Here is a 16,138-nt window from a genome sequence, read left to right on the forward strand (position 1 = left end):
CCGCAACCATGTCGCCGGCAGGCCACCGATGACCTCGACCGTCGACACGCTTGCGGGCATTGATCCGCTGGCGCTGCTGGCCCGCTGGCCGCAGCGCTACCCCGCGTTCCTCGACAGTTCCGCCGGCAATCCGCTCACCGGTCGTCGCGACCTTCTCGCGGTCGGCGACGGTCGCCATCTCGTGCTCGGCGGCGACGGCCAGGTACGCGACCAGGACGGGCAGGTGGTCGGCAGCGATTTCGCCAGTTGCCTCGACGCCGCGTTCGACCGCGAGCGACTCGAACGCGACAGCGCTGACGACGATGTCGCCGGCGGTGGCTGGCTCCTCTACCTGGGCTATGAAGCGGTCGCGCAGTTCGAACCGACCTTGCGCCTGCCGGCCTTCAACGAGGCGGCGTTGCCGGTCGCGCTTGCGCTGCGCACGCCGGCCACCCTGTGGCGGGAACATGCCGACGGTCGCAGCCGCGTCTTTGCCGAGCCCGGCTGGGAACACCTGCTGGATCGCCTTTGCGAAGACGCCGCCGAGTGCGCATCTCCTGGGCACGGCGACGATCTGCCGCCGGTCGATGCGCTGGTCGAGGATCCGCCGCAACGCTTTGTCGATGGCGTGCAGCGCGTGCTCGACCACCTGCGTGCCGGTGACACCTTCCAGGTGAACCTTTCGCGCGGCTGGCGGGCGCGTTTCGCGGCGTCGCCGGACCCGGTGGCGCTGTACAGGCGCCTGCGGCGCCTCAGTCCGGCGCCGTTCTCGGCGCTGCTGCGGTGGCAGGACGCCAGCGTGCTGAGCGCCTCGCCCGAACGCCTGCTGCGCGTGCGTGGTCGCCGCATCGACACCCGTCCCATCGCCGGAACGCGGCCGCGGGGGCGTGACGAAGCGGAGGACGCGGCGCTGCTCGCCGAGCTGATCGCGCATCCCAAGGAGCGCGCCGAACATGTCATGCTCATCGACCTGGAGCGCAATGACCTCGGGCGCATCTGCATACCGGGCAGCATCCGCGTCGACGAGCTGATGACGCTGGAGTCGTACGCCCATGTCCACCACATCGTTTCCAACGTCGGCGGCGAGCTGCGCGCGGACGTGACGCCCGGGCAGGTGCTGCGCGCGCTGTTCCCCGGTGGCACGATCACCGGCTGTCCGAAGGTGCGCTGCATGGAGATCATTGCCGGGCTGGAAGCGGTCGGCCGCGGTCCCTATACCGGCGCCATCGGCTATCTGGACTGTCACGGCGACATGGATCTCAACATCCTGATCCGCAGTGCCTGGCTGGATGTCGACCGCATGGGCTTCCGCACCGGCGCCGGCATCGTCGCCGATTCGATCGCCGGGCGGGAACTCGCCGAAACACGCGCCAAGGCGCGCGGCATGTTGGCGCTGCTCGGACAATGAAACGTTCGCGCACCGTGGCCGGCCCGGCAAAGCGCCCCGGCATCACTCGCGTCCAGGCACTGGTCGATGGCAAGCCGTCCGCGAGCATTCCGGCGCTCGATCGCGGGCTGGCCTATGGCGACGGCCTGTTCGAAACCATCCGCTTCGTGGCCGGGGCCGCGCCCTTGTGGCCACTGCATATGGCGCGCCTGCGCGCCGGTTGCCGACGGTTGCAACTGCCGCAACCCGACCTCGCACTGCTCGCGCGTGAAGCGGGTTGTCTTGCCCGTGGCGGCGACTGCATCGTCAAGCTGGTGCTTACCCGCGGCGACGGCCGCGGCTATGGGCCGGATCACGCCGCTACGACAAGGCGGATCCTCGGCCGCCACGACCTGCCCGGGATGCCCGCCAGCGTCTACGGCCAGGGCGCGCGCCTGCGCTGGTGCCGCCTGCAGCTGTCCAGCCAGCCGGCACTGGCCGGCCTAAAACACCTCAACCGCCTTGAAAACGTGCTCGCGCGGGGCGAATGGCGCGACCCGCGCATCCATGAAGGCCTGCTGCTCGATGCCGACGGACACGTGATCTCGGCAACCGCTGCAAACGTTTTCATCGTGCGTGGCGGTGTGCTCCTGACACCGAAGCTGGACCGCTGCGGCGTTGCCGGCGTCGCGCGCGCCTGGATCCTGCGTCGTGCGCGCCGGGCGATGGCCGTGCGCGAGGACGATCTGGACCGCGCAGCCGCGCTCGCCGCCGACGAGGTCTTCATCAGCAACGCCGTGCGCGGCATCGTTCCGGTCACGCGCATCGGCGATCGCCGATTTCCCGTCGGACCGGTAACCCGAAGGCTCGGTTACACTCTGGCGGCCCTGGGCATTGGCCAGCCACCCGGAACGCTTTCGGAACGATGACCGAGTCTCCCTCCGCAACCTGGCATCGTGCGCACGGCTGGATCGGCAAGGTGCTGCTGGTCCTGCTGCTGCTCACTGCGGTCGCTGCCGCATTCGCCTGGCGCGATTACCAGCACTTCGCTTCGACACCGCTGCCGATCGGCAATGACGAAGTGATCTTCGAGGTCAAGAAGGGCGACTCGCTGCGCACCGTCGTGCGCCGCCTGGCGCGCATGGGCCTGACCGAGAACTGGCGCCAGCCCTGGTGGCAGGCGCTGGCGGTGGAAACCGATGTCATCCGGCGCCTGCAGGTTGGCGAGTACGCGCTGGGCCATGGCGTCACGCCGCGCAGCCTGCTCGACAAGTTCGCGCGTGGACGCGTGGTCCAGCACCAGTTCACCATCATCGAAGGCTGGACCTTCGGCCAGCTGCGACGCGCGCTGGCCGACGTCGAAGGCATCACGCACACGCTCGCCGACCAGAGCGACGAGATGATCATGGCGGCGCTGGATGCCGAGGGCCAGCACCCGGAAGGCTGGTTCCTGCCGGAGACCTACGCCTTCACCCGCGGCGTCACCGACCTGGCGCTGCTCAAGCGCGCGCACCTGGCGATGAAGGCGGAACTGCAGGCCGCGTGGGCGAAGCGCAGCGAGGCCACCGCCGTGGAGACGCCTTACCAGGCGCTGATCCTCGCGTCGATCATCGAGAAGGAAACCGGCAAGGCCAGCGAGCGGCCGGAGATCGCCGGCGTGTTCTCGCGGCGCCTGCGCCTGGGCATGCGGTTGCAGACGGATCCGACGGTGATCTACGGCCTGGGCAGCGCCTTCGACGGCAACCTGCGTCGGCGTGACCTGCAGGCCGACACGCCTTACAACACCTACACGCGCGAAGGCCTGCCGCCGACACCGATCGCGCTGCCGGGCAGGGATTCCATCGCCGCGGCGATCTCGCCGGCCGATGGCAGGACGCTGTATTTCGTTTCGCGCGGTGATGGCAGCCACCAGTTCTCCGAGAACTATCGCGACCACGTCAACGCCGTGCGCCGCTACCAGCTCGGCGCGCGCCGGCAGGTCCTGCAGGCGGAATCGACGGGCCCGGCCGGCGACGCCGGCGCTGGCGACGACGACGCGTCGACGCCATGAACGGCCGTTTCATCAGCATCGAAGGGGGCGAGGGTGCCGGCAAGAGCTCGGTGATCGCCGCCTGTCTCGACCATCTGCGAGCGCACGGCATTGATGTCGTTGCCACGCGCGAACCCGGCGGCACCGCGCTGGCCGAACGCATCCGCGCACTGATGCTGGACGCCGCGCACACCGGCATGACGGCGCACACCGAGTTGCTGCTGGTCTTCGCGGCGCGTGCCCAGCATGTGCGCGAAACCATCCGCCCGGCCCTGGCGCGCGGTGCCTGGGTGCTGTCGGACCGCTTCACCGATTCCAGTTACGCCTACCAGGGTGGCGGACGCGGCCTTCCGGTCGATGTCATCGCCATGCTCGAGGACTTCGCCGTCGAGGACACGCGTCCGGACCTCACGCTGTGGCTTGACCTGCCGGTAGCCGATGGACTGGCGCGGATGAAAGGCCGCGGCGACGCCGACCGCATCGAGGCCGAGTCGCTGGCCTTCTTCGAGCGCGTCCGTGCCGCCTTCGCGGCGCGCGCCGCGGCAGAGCCCGCGCGATTCCGTCGCATCGACGCCGCCGCCGCGATCGATGACGTCGCCGCGCAGGCCCGAGCCGCGCTGGATGCGCTGGTCGCGGGCAACAGAAACAGGGTGGTCCTGTCATGAGTACAACGCTGGCGCCCTGGCTGCAGCCGGCGTGGACGCAGTTTGAATGCGCGCTGCGCAACGGTCGGCTTGGTCATGCCGTGTTGCTCGCCGGTGAGCAGGGGCTCGGCAAGCGGACGCTGGCACAGGCGATGGCGACGCGCCTGTTGTGTCAATCGCCCGCCGCCGACGGCAGCGCCTGCGGCCACTGCCGCAGTTGCGTCTGGCTGGCCGCCGGTACGCATCCGGATTTCCGGCAGGTGCAGCCGGAAGAAGACAGCGACAGCATCAAGATCGCGCAGATCCGCGACCTGATCGCCCGCGTGCAGCTGACCGGCCAGGCCAGCGCCGTGCGCGTCGCCATCGTCGAACCGGCAAACGCGATGACCAACCAGGCGCAGAACTCGCTGCTCAAGACGCTGGAAGAACCGCCGCCGGGCGTGCACCTGATCCTCGTGGCGGACGAGCCCGAGCATCTGCTGCCTACGGTGCGCAGCCGTTGCCAGCACTATGTGGTCACGGTGCCTTCGCCGCAGGTCGTGCAGGCGTGGCTGGCTGCTCAGGGTCGCAGCGTACTGGCGTTGACCGTCGCGCTGGCGGCCGGCCATCCCGGAACGGCGATGGCCTGGAGTGAACCGGAGGCTTCGAAGCGCCTCGCTGCCGTCGGCGAGGACCTGGTCGCCGTGCGCAAGGGCCGACAGTCGCCACTGGCCGTGGCCGGTCGCTGGGCGGCGGCAGCGGACGACAATGTCGAGGCTGCGATCGCCTGGTTGCGTCTGTGGGGCTGGGCCAGCGCCGGCCACGACGTCGCCCAGGGCATCACGGCGCCGGCCGATCTCGACCATCTCAGCCGCTGCCAGGCCGAGGCCATGAAACTGCGCGGCCGCCTGCGCGCGCCGCTCAAGCCGAGCTGGCTGCTGCACGAGTGGCTGCTGTCCTGGCAGGGCAAGTGAGCGGGGCCTTGTCCGCGATCGGTTGCAGTCGCGGACAAGGCCCCAGGCACGGCACGGATCCCGCTTGCCCGTAGAAGGCTTTCCCCGCCCCAACCTCCGGCACGTGCGCGACAGGACAACCGGAGTAAGCTTGCGGCGCCTTACCGGAATCGCAGCGTGCCGCCATGTCCGAGCCGTCCGACCCGCGCGAACCCACGCCGCACATGCGCCGTCTCGCAGCCTCGATGTCGCGCTCGCGCGATGCACTGCGCACGCTGCCCGGCATGCTGTCGCGCAGCCTGGCGCCGTCCGCCGGCGGCAAACACCGGATCTGGCGCGACCTGCGGCTGATGCTGGTGGCGCTGGTGCCGTTCGTCGTCGCCGTCGTGGTCATGGTCATGCGCGGCGGCCATGGTGCCTGGGTGATCGTCCAGGCCGCGCCGCCGCCGTGGCAGGCCGATGCCGGGATCGACCCGCGCATCCGCGAGCTGATTGGCGAAACCGTCGTGTTCGAACGCACACGCCTGCGTGGCCCCGATCCATTCGCCTGCAAGGGCGCGCGCTACCGGGAGTTCGACATGGCCGTCCAGGGCGTGTTCCAGGGCGCGCTCAGCGACGATCCACGGCTTGCACAACGCGCGGCAACGCTCGGTCTGGACGGACCGGAAGTCAGGACACTGCGCATCGACTGCGACAACGCCAGCTTCGACTTCCATCGCGTCGACAACCGCCTGCTGCTGATGCTCGACGGTGCCATCCTGCGGCTGGTCCCGCGCTGACCGGACCGGGGGCGCTGCGGTGCGCTGCGTCCCGGCTGTCGAAATGGCGCGGTCGCAATCGACTCACCCTTGACGAACCAGGCCCGGTGGAGGGCAGGCATGACGTTGGCGATCGAAACCATTGATCTGCGCAAGACCTTCGCGAAAACGCACGCCGTCGATGGCATCAGTCTGCAGGTGGCGCGCGGCGCGGTATACGGCCTGCTTGGCCCCAACGGTGCCGGCAAGACCACGACCATCCGCATGCTGGCGACGCTGTTGCGGCCGGATGGCGGCAAGGCGCTGGTGTTCGGGCAGGACGTGGTCGCCAAAGCGGCACAGGTGCGCAACCGGATCAGCCTGACCGGCCAGTTCGCTTCGGTCGATGAAGACCTGACCGGCATGGAGAACCTGGTGCTCATCGCCCGGCTGCTGGGGTTTTCGTGGCGCGACGCGCGGCAGCGCGCCACGACCTTGCTGGAAGCCTTCGATCTGGCCGGGGCGGCGGTCCGCCAGGTGCGCCATTTCTCCGGCGGCATGCGGCGTCGACTGGATATTGCCGCCAGCCTCGTCCGCGCCGCCGACCTGCTGTTCCTCGACGAGCCGACGACGGGTCTGGATCCGCGCAGCCGCAACCAGGTGTGGGACATCGTGCGCGCCATTGCCGGCCAGGGCACGACGGTATTGCTGACGACCCAGTACCTCGAGGAAGCGGACCGTCTCGCCGACCGGCTTGGCGTCATCGACCACGGCCGGTTGATCGCCGAGGGCACCAGCCGCGAACTCAAGCAGTCGCTGGGCGGTCGCACGCTGCATGTCCGCCTGGCCGATCCGTCCCGGGCCGAGGAGGCGCGTTCGCTGCTGCAGGCGGCGCTGGGTGGCGTGCATGCGGGCCATGAGCCCGGGCTCCTGCTGGCCAAGGTCAACGACGACGAGCGCGTGCCGGCGGCGCTGTCGGCGCTGGCGGGAAGCGGACTGGCGTTCACTGAGTTCGCGTTGGCACAACCCAGTCTCGACGAGGTGTTCTTCGCCCTGACCGGGCGGTCGGCCGAGGCGAAAGGCGAGGAAGAGGCGGCATGAACCAGGCTTTCGAACGCGCACTGTCATCCGGGCCTGCGCCCGCCGCACCCGGCGGCTGGTCGGCGGCGGTCACGCTGGCCTGGCGGGCGATGCTGAAAATCAAGCATGTGCCTTTCCAGCTCTTCGACGTCACCGTGTTCCCGATCATGATGACGCTGATGTTCACCTACCTGTTCGGTGGTGCGCTGGCGGGATCGACCGGGGCGTACCTGCAATACCTGCTGCCGGGTATCGTCGTGCAGACCATGGTGTTCCTCACCGTCTACACCGGCGTCGGCATCAACACCGACATCGACAAGGGGCTGTTCGACCGCTTCCGCTCGCTGCCGATCTGGCAGCCGGCACCGATCGTCGGCGCGTTGCTCGGCGATCTGGCCCGTTATGCGCTGGCGGCGCTGGTGGTGCTGACCGTCGGCTTCATTCTGGGCTTCCGGCCGGAGGGCGGCATCGTCGGTGTGGTACTTGCCGTGGCGCTGATGCTGGTCTTCGCCTCGGCGATGTCGTGGCCGTGGATCATCGTCGGCATGCTGGTGCGTTCACCGGAATCGGTGATGACCACCAGCTTCCTGTTCCTGTTTCCGCTCACCTTCGTCAGCAACATCTTCGTCAACCCCGACACCATGCCGGGCTGGATGCAGACGGTGGTGTCGGTGAATCCGGTGAGCCATCTGGCCAGCGCATCACGCGGCCTCATGCACGGCAACGTCGATGCCGGCGACGTGATCTGGGTGCTGCTCGCCTCGCTCGTGGTCACCGCCGTCTTCGCGCCGCTGGCCATGCGCATGTACTACCGCGAGCGCTGAAGCCCGCGGGCGTGGCCGGGTGGGAGTGGGTGCTGGCGTAGCGCCGGCAAACATCCATGGAAGGATCCGCCGGCGATGTCCGTGCCTACTTGTCGACGAAGGCGCGTTCGATGACGTAGTCGCCCGGCTCGCGCGTGCGCGGCGAGACCTGGAAACCGCGCTCGTCGAGCAGGCGGGCCGTGTCGGCCAGCATCTGCGGGCTGCCACACAGCATCAGGCGGTCGGTGGACGGGTCCAGCGGCGGCAGGCCCAGGCGCGCGGTGAGTTCACCGCTCTCGATCAGGTCGGTGACCCGGCCGGTGTTGTGGAACGCTTCGCGCGTGACCGTCGGGTGGTAGAGCAGCTTGCCGCGCACCAGCTCGCCCAGGTATTCGTGCTCGAACAGGCCGCGCTCGAACAGGTCGCGATAGGCGAGGTCGTTCACTTCACGGACGCCATGGACGACGATCACCTGTTCGAAGCGCTCGTAGGTTTCCGGCTCCATCGCCAGACAGACGAACGGCGCCAGGCCCGTTCCGGTGGCGAGCAGGAACAGCCGCTTGCCCGGATTGAGGTCGTCGAGCACCAGCGTGCCGGTGGGCTTGCGGCTCATGAGGATGCGGTCGCCGACCTGGATGTGCTGCAGGCGCGAGGTCAGCGGCCCGTCCGGCACCTTGATGCTGAAGAACTCCAGGTGTTCTTCCCAGCTTGGACTGGCGATCGAGTAGGCGCGCATCAACGGCTTGCCTTCGACTTCCAGCCCGATCATCACGAACTGGCCGGCGCGGAAGCGGAAGCCGGGATCGCGCGTGGTCTTGAAGCTGAAGAGGCCATCGTTCCAGTGACGCACCTCGAGGACGTTCTCCACAGCGAAGCCGCGCAGGGCGGGGTTGCCCTCGGGCTGTCCGGAAGCGGCCGCCAGCGGTGCCGGCGACATGTCAGGCTGATGGCTCATGTCGTGGGGTCCTGGCGCCGGCGATGTCGTGGGCGCGTGTGGGATGAACGGCAGCAATTATCCGGCCGCTGTCGCGGTGCAGCAAGGGCGCTTCGAGCCTTGACGCCCCTGCGTTCAGTCTGTAGTGTGCGCGAACGTATTAACGCATTAACACATTGGATAAGCCATGAAGCGACGCCAGACCGCCGTGCAGGACCCCGACCGCGCCGAGCGCATGCTCTGCGAGGCCCTGCTGGCGATGCGCACCGTGGACGAGATGCGCGCCCTGCTCGATGACCTGTGCACGCCTGCCGAACGCGAGGCGATGCGTGATCGCTGGTGCGTCGTACCGCACCTGCTCGAAGGCGAGCCGTACCGGTCGATCCATGAGCGCACGGCGGTCAGCATCACCACCATCGGGCGCGTCGCCCGATGCCTGGAGCAGGGCGCCGGCGGCTATCGCCTGGCCGCGCGCCGCGTCCTGGGCCGGACACGCCGCGCCGCGCCGACCGGTGGAGCACAGGCATGAGCGCGCCCCGTGACCGCCTGCGCATCGCCGTACAGAAATCCGGCCGCCTGGCGGAAACCTCGCTGGACCTGCTGCGTCGCGCCGGGCTGTCCTTCCGCGCCAGCCGCGACCGCCTGTTCCTGTTCGGCGACAACCTGCCGATCGACGTGCTGCTGGTGCGCGACGACGACATCCCGGGCCTGTTGCGCGAAGGCAGCTGCGAACTGGGCATGGTCGGCCGCAACGTGCTCGACGAACAATCGCTGGCGACGCCCGGAGTGGTGTTCCCCAAAGTGGTGAGCACGCTGGGTTTCGGACGCTGCCACCTGGCCATCGCGGTGCCGCAGGAGATGCCCTGGGGATCGCCGGCCGACCTCGAAGGCCTGCGCATTGCCACTTCCTATCCGGCGCTGCTGGCGGCGTGGCTCGCGCGCGAAGGCGTGGCCGCCGAAGTCGTCACGTTGAACGGTTCGGTCGAGATCGCGCCGCGCCTGGGCAAGGCCGACGTGATCTGCGACCTGGTGTCCACCGGCGCGACGCTGCAGGCCAACCAGCTGCGCGAAGTCGCGACGGTGCTGGACAGCGAAGCCGTGCTGGCGCGCACGCCGCGCGCACTGTCGCCGCTGCTGGCGGAACTGGCCGAACGCCTGCAGGCACGCATCGACGGCGCCCTGTCGGGCGCGCAGGTGCGCCTGCTGATGTTGCAGGCGCCGCGTTCGGCACTCGCCGACATCACCCGCCTGCTGCCATCGCGGCAGGCGCCCAGTGTCATGAGCCTTGACGGCCAACCCGACCAGATCTCCGTGCAGGCGCTGTGCCATCGCAGCCTGGACTGGTCGCATCTGGAGGCGCTGCGCCAGGTCGGTGCACGCGGATTGATGGTGATGGCGGTGGATCAGGTGCTGGCATGAAACGGATCGACTGGAACACCCTCGACACGGCGGGTCGCGACGGCGCGCTGGCGCGTCCGCAGCCGATCCGCGACGGCGCATTGATCGCCTCGGTGCGCGGCATCATCGACGACGTGCGGCGTGACGGCGACGAGGCGTTGCGGCGCCTGACCTCGCGGCTGGACGGCTGCGACCTCGACGCCTTCGAAGTCACCGACGACGAGTTCGCCGCCGCGCAGGCGCGGGTGCCGGCGGCGGTGCAGGCGGCGATGGCGGCCGCCGCCGCGCGCGTCGAGACCTTCCACCAGGCGCAGATGCCTTCGCGCCTGCGCGTGCAGACGGCACCCGGCGTGGTCTGCGAATCGCTGCTGCGTCCCATCCAGCGCGTCGGCCTGTATGCACCGGGTGGCAGCGCGCCGCTGCCTTCGACGGTCTGGATGCTGGCGGTGCCGGCGCGCATCGCCGGCTGCCCGGAAGTCGTGCTGGCGACGCCGCCGCGAGGCGACGGCACCGTCGATCCACTGATTCTGGTGGCCGCCCGACTGTGCGGCGTGCAGCGCGTCCTCAAGCTCGGCGGCGCGCAGGCGATCGCCGCCATGGCCTACGGCAGCGACAGCGTTCCGCGCTGCGACAAGCTGTTCGGCCCAGGCAACGCCTGGGTCACGCAGGCGAAGTTGGAGGTGGCCGGTGATCCGGCCGGTGCCGCCATCGACCTGCCGGCCGGACCCTCCGAGGTGCTGGTCATTGCCGACGACAGCGCCGATCCGGACATCGTCGGCGCCGACCTGCTGGCACAAGCCGAACACGGTACCGATTCGCAGGTGGTGCTGGTCAGTCCGGATGCGGCGCTGCTGGATGCGGTTGAACGCCGCACCCGCGAGCAGTCGGTGCGCTTGCCGCGTGCGGCGATTGCCGGCGCGGCGCTCGCCCACGCACGCCTGCTGCTTGTGCGCGACCTGGTGCAGGCGGCCGAGGTCTCGAACCGCTACGCCCCCGAACACCTGATCATCCAGACGCGCGAGCCGCGTCGACTGCTGCCGCGCATCGTCCACGCCGGCAGCATCTTCCTGGGCCCCTGGTCGCCGGAGACCGTCGGCGATTACTGCGCCGGTCCCAACCATGTGCTGCCGACACTGGGCTGGGCGCGATCCTGCGGTGGCGTCGGCGTCGACAGCTTCCTGCGCCGCATCAGCGTGCAGGAACTCAGTGCCGACGGCCTGCGCGGCATCGGTCCGGAAGCGGCGCTGCTGGCGCGAGCCGAGCAGTTGGAGGCGCATGCGCGTGCCGTGGACCTGCGTCTGGCGCGGCTGTCCGCCGCCCGTGGTGATGGAGCCGCGGCATGAATCCGCTCGACCTGGTCCGGCCCGACCTCGCCGGCTTCGTGCCCTATGCGTCGGCGCGACGCAGCGGCGCGCCGGCGCCGGTTCGTCTCGATGCCAATGAAGCACCGTGGGCGCCCTGTGGCGACACCCTCGACCTGAACCGTTATCCGGCACCGCAGCCGCCGGCGCTGCTCGCCGCGCTGGCGCAGCTGTACGGCGTGCGCGATGACCAGCTGTTCGTCGGTCGCGGCAGCGACGAGGCGATCGACCTGCTTGTCCGCGCTTTCTGCCGCGCCGGCATCGACAACATCGTCGCGCTGGCGCCGGGATTCGGCATGTACCGCATTGCCGCGCGCATCCAGGGCGCCGGCTGCCGCGAAGTGACGCTGCAAGGCGAAGACGGCTTCGCGCTGTCGGTCGCGCGTATCCTGGCGCAGGTCGATACCGGCACGCGCCTGGTCTTCCTGTGTTCGCCGAACAATCCCACCGGTACCAGTTACCACGATCTGGTCGAACAGCTGCTGCAGGCCCTGGATGGTCGCGCACTGCTGGTCGTGGACGAGGCCTATATCGAGTTCTCGGACACCGCCAGTGCGGCCGCGATGCTTGACCGGTATCCGCACCTGGTCGTGCTGCGCACGCTTTCAAAGGCGCATGCGCTGGCCGGTGCGCGTGTCGGCAGCCTGATGGCGTCGCCGGAGCTGGTCGGTCTGATCGCCGCGATTGCGCCGCCGTATCCGTTGCCGGCGCCCTGCGTCGAAGCCGCGTTGCGCGTGCTCGAAGCCCAGAGCCTGCTCGTCACCGTGCAGCGCATTGCCGCCATTCGCCAGCAGCGCGATCACTGGCAGGCGCAGCTGGCGCGTTGCCGGGCGGTGCGGAAGGTCTGGCCGAGCCAGGGCAATTTCCTGCTGCTGCGGCTGGTGGATGCGAAGGCCGCGTACCGGAGCCTGCTCGACGCCGGCATCATCGTTCGCGACGTCTCGGCGCAGCCGGGCCTGGACGGATGCCTGCGCGTGACCATCGGCAGCCCGGACGAGAACGCGCGCGTGCTCGACGTGCTGGTGGCGATGGCCGAAGCGGTGCCGGCATGAGCGCCAAGGTCCTGTTCGTCGATCGCGACGGCACGCTGATCCGCGAACCCGACGATTTCCAGATCGACTGCTACACGAAGTTCCGCATGGTGCCGGGGGCGATCTCCGCCCTGCGGCGCGCCGTCGATGCCGGCTACCGGCTGGTGATGGTGAGCAACCAGGATGGCCTGGGCACCGACTCATTTCCCTACGAGTCGTTCGAGGGGCCGCAAGCGCTGCTGCTGGATATCCTCGCCAGCGAGGGCATCCGCTTCGACGAGGTCCTGATCGATCCGACACGGACGGAAGAGGGTGCCGACACACGCAAGCCGGGTATCGGCATGGTGCGTCGATACCTGCGCGCCGGCGCAATCGATGTTGCACGAAGCGCGGTGATCGGCGACCGCGAGAGCGACCTCCAGCTGGCGGCCAACATGGGCCTGCGCGGCTACCGCCTGGGCAGCGACTGGGACTGGCCCGCCCTGATCCACGACCTGCTGGATGCGCCCCGCCGCGCACGTGTGCAGCGCGTGACGCGCGAGACGCGCATCGAAGTCGAGGTGGATCTGGATGCCACGGCGACGCCGGTCGTGGCCACCGGCCTGGGCTTCTTCGACCACATGCTGGAGCAGCTCGGCGTCCATGGCGGCTTCGCCTTGCGCCTGGCCTGCGACGGCGACCTGCATATCGATGAGCACCATACCGTCGAGGACTGCGCGCTGGCCCTGGGCCAGGCCCTGCGGGAAGCACTGGGCGACCGCCGCGGCATCCAGCGCTACGGCTTCCTGCTGCCCATGGACGAAGCGCTGGCGCAGGTGGCGCTGGACCTGTCCGGTCGCGCCGGCTTCGTGTTCGAGGGCCGCTTCGGCCGCGACAGCATCGGCGGATTGTCCACCGAGATGGTGCCGCATTTCTTCCGCAGCCTCGCTGGTGCCCTGGCCGCGACGCTGCACCTGTCGGTGCGCGGCGAGAACACGCACCACATGGTCGAGGCCTGCTTCAAGGCGGTCGGCCGCTGCCTGCGCGATGCCATGCGGCGAGGCAGCGACCGCGCCGTTCCCAGCAGCAAGGGCAGCCTGTGAGCACGCGCCGCGTCGTCGCGGTGCCGGTTGGTGGCGCCAATTTCGGGTCCGTCCGGCGCGCGTTCGAGCGCCTCGGCCAGGCAATCGAATTCAGCAGCGATCCTGCCGTCGTCCGCGCCGCGACCCATGTCGTGCTGCCGGGCGTAGGCGCCGCCGCGCCGGCCATCGCCGCCTTGCACGCGCGCGGCCTGGTCGATGTGCTGCGACGCCTGGAGCAACCGCTGCTCGGAATCTGCCTGGGCATGCAGCTGCTGTTCGAAGGCAGCGAGGAAGGCGAAGGCGAAGCGCTCGGCCTGCTGGAAGGGCGGGCACGCCGCCTGCCGCCGGCGCCGACCTGGCCGCACATGGGCTGGAACACACTGCGGCGCAGCGTCGACTCGCCCCTGCTCGCCGGCATCGATGACGGCGAATGGTTCTACTTCGTCCATGGCTATGCGCTGCCGGTCGGCAACGACACGCTCGCGCAGTGCGAATCCGGCATCGCGTTCACCGCCGTGGCCGGTCGCGGCAACGTGTTCGGCTGCCAGTTCCATCCGGAAAAATCCGCGGCGGCCGGTCGCCGCCTGCTCGCCAATTTCCTCGACCTGTGAAACTGATTCCCGCCATAGACCTGCGCGACGGCAAGGTGGTACGCCTGCATCGCGGTGATTTCGACCGCCAGCGCGAATTCGATGTCGATCCGCTGTCGCTCGCACGCCGCTATCGCGACGCCGGTGCCGACTGGCTGCATGTCGTCGATCTCGATGGCGCCCGTGCCGGCGAGCCCCGCGCACTCGACCTTCTGTCCGGTATCGCCGCCACCGGCCTGAATGTGCAGTGGGGCGGCGGCGTGCGCTCGCGTGGACACGTCGATGCACTGCTCGCGGCCGGCGCGAAACGCGTCGTCGTCGGCAGCGTCGCGGCGCGCCAGCCGGCCACGTTCGCGTCGTGGTTGCACGAGCTCGGAGGCGGGCCGCTTTGCCTTGCCCTGGATGTCCATGTCGACGCCGATGGCGCTTGCCGGATCGCCGTCGATGCCTGGCAGGGCGTCGCCGAAGCCGGCCTCGACGTCCTGCTGCCGCGCTTCATCGATGCCGGCCTGCGGCATGTGCTCAGCACCGATATCGCACGCGATGGCGATGCCTCCGGGCCGAACGTCGAGCTGTACGCGCGCCTGGTTTCGGCCTGGCCGACGCTGCAGTGGATCGCCTCCGGGGGCATTCGCGACCGCGCTGACCTCGCGCGCCTTTCCGGCAGCGGCGTCGCCGCGGCCGTGGCCGGCACCGCGCTGCTGGATGGCACGCTGCCGCTCGACGTGATCGGCGCGATGTGCTGGGAAACGCCCTGATGCTCGCGCGCCGGATCATTCCCTGCCTGGATGTCGCCAACGGCGTCGTCGTCAAGGGCGTGCGCTTCGGCGACCACCGTGTCGTTGGCGATATCGTCGCACTGGCGCAGCGCTATGCCGCGGAAGGCGCCGACGAACTGGTGTTCTACGACATCACCGCCAGCCCGGAGCGGCGCCGGGTCGACGTGGCCTGGATCGAGCGCGTGGCCGATTGCCTGGACATCCCGTTCTGCGTCGCCGGCGGGATCAGCAGCGTGGACGATGCCGGCGCGGTACTGGCCGCCGGTGCCGACAAGGTGTCGATCAATTCGCCGGCGCTGCGGCGTCCCGCGCTGATCGAGGAACTGGCGGCCCGCTTCGGCAGCCAGTGCGTGGTCATCGGCATGGACACGGTCGATGGTCGCCTGCGGCGCGACAGTGGTCGGCCCGAGCGGGCCAGCGACAGCGGCCTTGAACTGCTCGACTGGGTCCGCGAAGTCGAAAGCCGTGGTGCCGGCGAGATCGTCCTCAACTGCATCAGCGCCGACGGTACGCGCGAGGGTTACGACCTGGCGACCACCCGCAGCGTGCGCGCTGCCACGCGGCTGCCGCTGGTCGCCTCCGGTGGCGCCGGCCGTGCCGGCCATTTCGCCGCCGTTCTTGAAGAAGCTGGCGCCGATGCGGCGCTGGCGGCCAGCGTCTTCCACAGCGGCGAGATCCGCATTCCCGATCTCAAGCGGACGCTGCTTGCGCGCGGCATCCGCATCCGGCCGGTGCCGCCGGGCGGACTGCAAGGAGCAGCATGATGACGACGACGACGCCAATCCCGGCACGCGGCCTGGTGGACAGCCTGGACTGGAACAAGGGTGGAGGGCTGCTGCCAATGGTCGTGCAGCATGCGCATGACGGCCGCGTCCTGATGCTGGGCTATTGCGACCGCGAGGCGCTGCAGCGCAGCCTCGACAGCGGTGAGGTGCACTTCTTCTCGCGCTCGCGCGGCGCCTTGTGGCGCAAGGGCGAAACCTCGGGCAACGTGCTGCGCGTGGTCGGCATTGCCGCGGACTGCGATCGCGACAGCCTGCTGTGCCAGGCGCTGCCGGCTGGCCCCACCTGCCATCGCGGCAGCGACAGCTGTTTCGACGGTGACGGCCACGCGCATCCCTGGCTCAATGAACTTGAAGCCCTGATCCGGCAGCGACGGAGCGAAGCGCCCGGCAGCAGCTACGTCGCGCGGCTGTTCGCCGCCGGTACGGCGCGCATGGCGCAGAAAGTCGGCGAGGAAGGCGTGGAGACCGCGTTGGCGGCGGTCTCCGGCGACGTGCGTTCGCTGCAGGGCGAGGCCGCCGACCTGCTGTTCCATCTGCTCGTGCTGATCGCCGACCGCGGGCTTTCGCTCGCGGATATCGCCGGTGAACTGGCGGAACGACATCGGCCTTCGGCGTGAGCCGGTTTCCCG

The 16,138-nt window shown here is 69.6% G+C and carries 18 protein-coding genes; 17 read left to right on the forward strand and 1 reads right to left on the reverse strand.

From position 1 onward, the window contains the following. The first annotated feature begins 28 nt into the window (after positions 1-28). The 8 genes from EDC25_RS09200 to EDC25_RS09235 all read left to right on the forward strand — a co-directional run bounded on the left by EDC25_RS09200 (position 29) and on the right by EDC25_RS09235 (position 7,591). Positions 29-1,387 (forward strand): aminodeoxychorismate synthase component I, encoded by a 1,359-nt coding sequence (locus EDC25_RS09200; protein WP_123523026.1) that lies wholly within the window; start codon positions 29-31, stop codon positions 1,385-1,387. Then, the gene (gene pabC, locus EDC25_RS09205; RefSeq protein WP_123523027.1) at positions 1,384-2,274 is read left to right on the forward strand and encodes an aminodeoxychorismate lyase; all 891 of its coding nucleotides are present in this window, start codon (positions 1,384-1,386) and stop codon (positions 2,272-2,274) included. Before EDC25_RS09200 ends, pabC begins: the two co-directional genes overlap by 4 nt. Next, complete coding sequence (gene mltG / locus EDC25_RS09210) at positions 2,271-3,395, forward strand: endolytic transglycosylase MltG (protein WP_123523028.1); 1,125 nt, start codon at positions 2,271-2,273, stop codon at positions 3,393-3,395. Before pabC ends, mltG begins: the two co-directional genes overlap by 4 nt. Next, positions 3,392-4,039 carry a dTMP kinase gene (gene tmk, locus EDC25_RS09215; protein ID WP_123523029.1) on the forward strand — a complete coding sequence of 216 codons (648 nt, stop codon included), beginning with the start codon at positions 3,392-3,394 and terminating at the stop codon, positions 4,037-4,039. Before mltG ends, tmk begins: the two co-directional genes overlap by 4 nt. Then, positions 4,036-4,971, forward strand: coding sequence for a DNA polymerase III subunit delta' (holB, locus tag EDC25_RS09220; protein WP_123523030.1), 936 nt, complete (start codon positions 4,036-4,038; stop codon positions 4,969-4,971). The genes tmk and holB overlap by 4 nt, the downstream gene beginning before the upstream one ends. Positions 4,972-5,135: 164 nt before the next feature. Continuing rightward, the gene (locus tag EDC25_RS09225) at positions 5,136-5,729 is read left to right on the forward strand and encodes a hypothetical protein (RefSeq protein ID WP_123523031.1); all 594 of its coding nucleotides are present in this window, start codon (positions 5,136-5,138) and stop codon (positions 5,727-5,729) included. 99 nt (positions 5,730-5,828) lie between these two features. Next, positions 5,829-6,788, forward strand: a complete 960-nt coding sequence (locus EDC25_RS09230) for an ATP-binding cassette domain-containing protein (RefSeq protein ID WP_123523032.1) — start codon at positions 5,829-5,831, stop codon at positions 6,786-6,788. Further along, complete coding sequence (locus EDC25_RS09235) at positions 6,785-7,591, forward strand: ABC transporter permease (RefSeq protein WP_123523033.1); 807 nt, start codon at positions 6,785-6,787, stop codon at positions 7,589-7,591. Before EDC25_RS09230 ends, EDC25_RS09235 begins: the two co-directional genes overlap by 4 nt. A gap of 85 nt (positions 7,592-7,676) precedes the next feature. Here the strand turns inward: EDC25_RS09235 and EDC25_RS09240 are convergent, their stop codons facing one another. After that, the gene (locus EDC25_RS09240; protein WP_240639730.1) at positions 7,677-8,525 is read right to left on the reverse strand and encodes a ferredoxin--NADP reductase; all 849 of its coding nucleotides are present in this window, start codon (positions 8,523-8,525) and stop codon (positions 7,677-7,679) included. 166 nt (positions 8,526-8,691) lie between these two features. Here EDC25_RS09240 and EDC25_RS09245 point away from each other — a divergent pair, with 166 nt between their 5' ends. Genes EDC25_RS09245 through hisIE form a run of 9 tightly spaced genes read left to right on the forward strand, consistent with a single transcriptional unit; the run spans position 8,692 to position 16,126 of the window. Continuing rightward, a complete protein-coding gene (locus tag EDC25_RS09245; RefSeq protein ID WP_123523034.1) occupies positions 8,692-9,033 on the forward strand; it encodes a YerC/YecD family TrpR-related protein in 342 nt (113 codons plus the stop codon). After that, positions 9,030-9,923, forward strand: coding sequence for an ATP phosphoribosyltransferase (gene hisG / locus EDC25_RS09250; RefSeq protein WP_123523035.1), 894 nt, complete (start codon positions 9,030-9,032; stop codon positions 9,921-9,923). The genes EDC25_RS09245 and hisG overlap by 4 nt, the downstream gene beginning before the upstream one ends. After that, positions 9,920-11,245 carry a histidinol dehydrogenase gene (gene hisD / locus EDC25_RS09255; protein WP_123523036.1) on the forward strand — a complete coding sequence of 442 codons (1,326 nt, stop codon included), beginning with the start codon at positions 9,920-9,922 and terminating at the stop codon, positions 11,243-11,245. The genes hisG and hisD overlap by 4 nt, the downstream gene beginning before the upstream one ends. Next, positions 11,242-12,315, forward strand: coding sequence for a histidinol-phosphate transaminase (hisC, locus tag EDC25_RS09260; RefSeq protein ID WP_123523037.1), 1,074 nt, complete (start codon positions 11,242-11,244; stop codon positions 12,313-12,315). The genes hisD and hisC overlap by 4 nt, the downstream gene beginning before the upstream one ends. Continuing rightward, positions 12,312-13,376, forward strand: a complete 1,065-nt coding sequence (gene hisB, locus EDC25_RS09265) for a bifunctional histidinol-phosphatase/imidazoleglycerol-phosphate dehydratase HisB (RefSeq protein ID WP_123523038.1) — start codon at positions 12,312-12,314, stop codon at positions 13,374-13,376. The genes hisC and hisB overlap by 4 nt, the downstream gene beginning before the upstream one ends. Then, positions 13,373-13,966 carry an imidazole glycerol phosphate synthase subunit HisH gene (hisH, locus tag EDC25_RS09270; RefSeq protein WP_123523039.1) on the forward strand — a complete coding sequence of 198 codons (594 nt, stop codon included), beginning with the start codon at positions 13,373-13,375 and terminating at the stop codon, positions 13,964-13,966. The genes hisB and hisH overlap by 4 nt, the downstream gene beginning before the upstream one ends. Continuing rightward, positions 13,963-14,703, forward strand: coding sequence for a HisA/HisF-related TIM barrel protein (locus EDC25_RS09275; RefSeq protein WP_123523040.1), 741 nt, complete (start codon positions 13,963-13,965; stop codon positions 14,701-14,703). Before hisH ends, EDC25_RS09275 begins: the two co-directional genes overlap by 4 nt. Beyond that, entirely contained in the window at positions 14,703-15,488 is a 786-nt protein-coding gene (hisF, locus tag EDC25_RS09280) for an imidazole glycerol phosphate synthase subunit HisF (RefSeq protein ID WP_123523064.1), read from the forward strand. Before EDC25_RS09275 ends, hisF begins: the two co-directional genes overlap by 1 nt. Then, positions 15,488-16,126: a bifunctional phosphoribosyl-AMP cyclohydrolase/phosphoribosyl-ATP diphosphatase HisIE gene (gene hisIE / locus EDC25_RS09285; RefSeq protein WP_123523065.1), complete on the forward strand. Its 639-nt coding sequence runs from the start codon at positions 15,488-15,490 to the stop codon at positions 16,124-16,126. The genes hisF and hisIE overlap by 1 nt, the downstream gene beginning before the upstream one ends. The last annotated feature ends 12 nt before the right edge of the window (positions 16,127-16,138 follow it).

The sequence above is a fragment of the Pseudofulvimonas gallinarii genome, assembly GCF_004343305.1.
In the GTDB taxonomy this organism is placed as follows: Bacteria; Pseudomonadota; Gammaproteobacteria; order Xanthomonadales; family UBA2363; genus Pseudofulvimonas; species Pseudofulvimonas gallinarii.

Excerpts from the sequence above, each read along its gene's own strand:
- pabC (WP_123523027.1), top strand. The coding sequence starts at position 1,384 with ATGAAACGTTCGCGCACCGTGGCCGGCCCGGCAAAGCGCCCCGGCATC.
- hisF (WP_123523064.1), top strand. The coding sequence starts at position 14,703 with ATGCTCGCGCGCCGGATCATTCCCTGCCTGGATGTCGCCAACGGCGTC.
- EDC25_RS09245 (WP_123523034.1), top strand. The coding sequence starts at position 8,692 with ATGAAGCGACGCCAGACCGCCGTGCAGGACCCCGACCGCGCCGAGCGC.
- mltG (WP_123523028.1), top strand. The coding sequence starts at position 2,271 with ATGACCGAGTCTCCCTCCGCAACCTGGCATCGTGCGCACGGCTGGATC.
- EDC25_RS09225 (WP_123523031.1), top strand. The coding sequence starts at position 5,136 with ATGTCCGAGCCGTCCGACCCGCGCGAACCCACGCCGCACATGCGCCGT.
- EDC25_RS09200 (WP_123523026.1), top strand. The coding sequence starts at position 29 with ATGACCTCGACCGTCGACACGCTTGCGGGCATTGATCCGCTGGCGCTG.
- EDC25_RS09235 (WP_123523033.1), top strand. The coding sequence starts at position 6,785 with ATGAACCAGGCTTTCGAACGCGCACTGTCATCCGGGCCTGCGCCCGCC.
- holB (WP_123523030.1), top strand. The coding sequence starts at position 4,036 with ATGAGTACAACGCTGGCGCCCTGGCTGCAGCCGGCGTGGACGCAGTTT.
- hisIE (WP_123523065.1), top strand. The coding sequence starts at position 15,488 with ATGACGACGACGACGCCAATCCCGGCACGCGGCCTGGTGGACAGCCTG.
- tmk (WP_123523029.1), top strand. The coding sequence starts at position 3,392 with ATGAACGGCCGTTTCATCAGCATCGAAGGGGGCGAGGGTGCCGGCAAG.
- hisD (WP_123523036.1), top strand. The coding sequence starts at position 9,920 with ATGAAACGGATCGACTGGAACACCCTCGACACGGCGGGTCGCGACGGC.
- EDC25_RS09240 (WP_240639730.1), bottom strand. The coding sequence starts at position 8,525 with ATGAGCCATCAGCCTGACATGTCGCCGGCACCGCTGGCGGCCGCTTCC.
- hisB (WP_123523038.1), top strand. The coding sequence starts at position 12,312 with ATGAGCGCCAAGGTCCTGTTCGTCGATCGCGACGGCACGCTGATCCGC.
- EDC25_RS09230 (WP_123523032.1), top strand. The coding sequence starts at position 5,829 with ATGACGTTGGCGATCGAAACCATTGATCTGCGCAAGACCTTCGCGAAA.
- hisG (WP_123523035.1), top strand. The coding sequence starts at position 9,030 with ATGAGCGCGCCCCGTGACCGCCTGCGCATCGCCGTACAGAAATCCGGC.
- hisC (WP_123523037.1), top strand. The coding sequence starts at position 11,242 with ATGAATCCGCTCGACCTGGTCCGGCCCGACCTCGCCGGCTTCGTGCCC.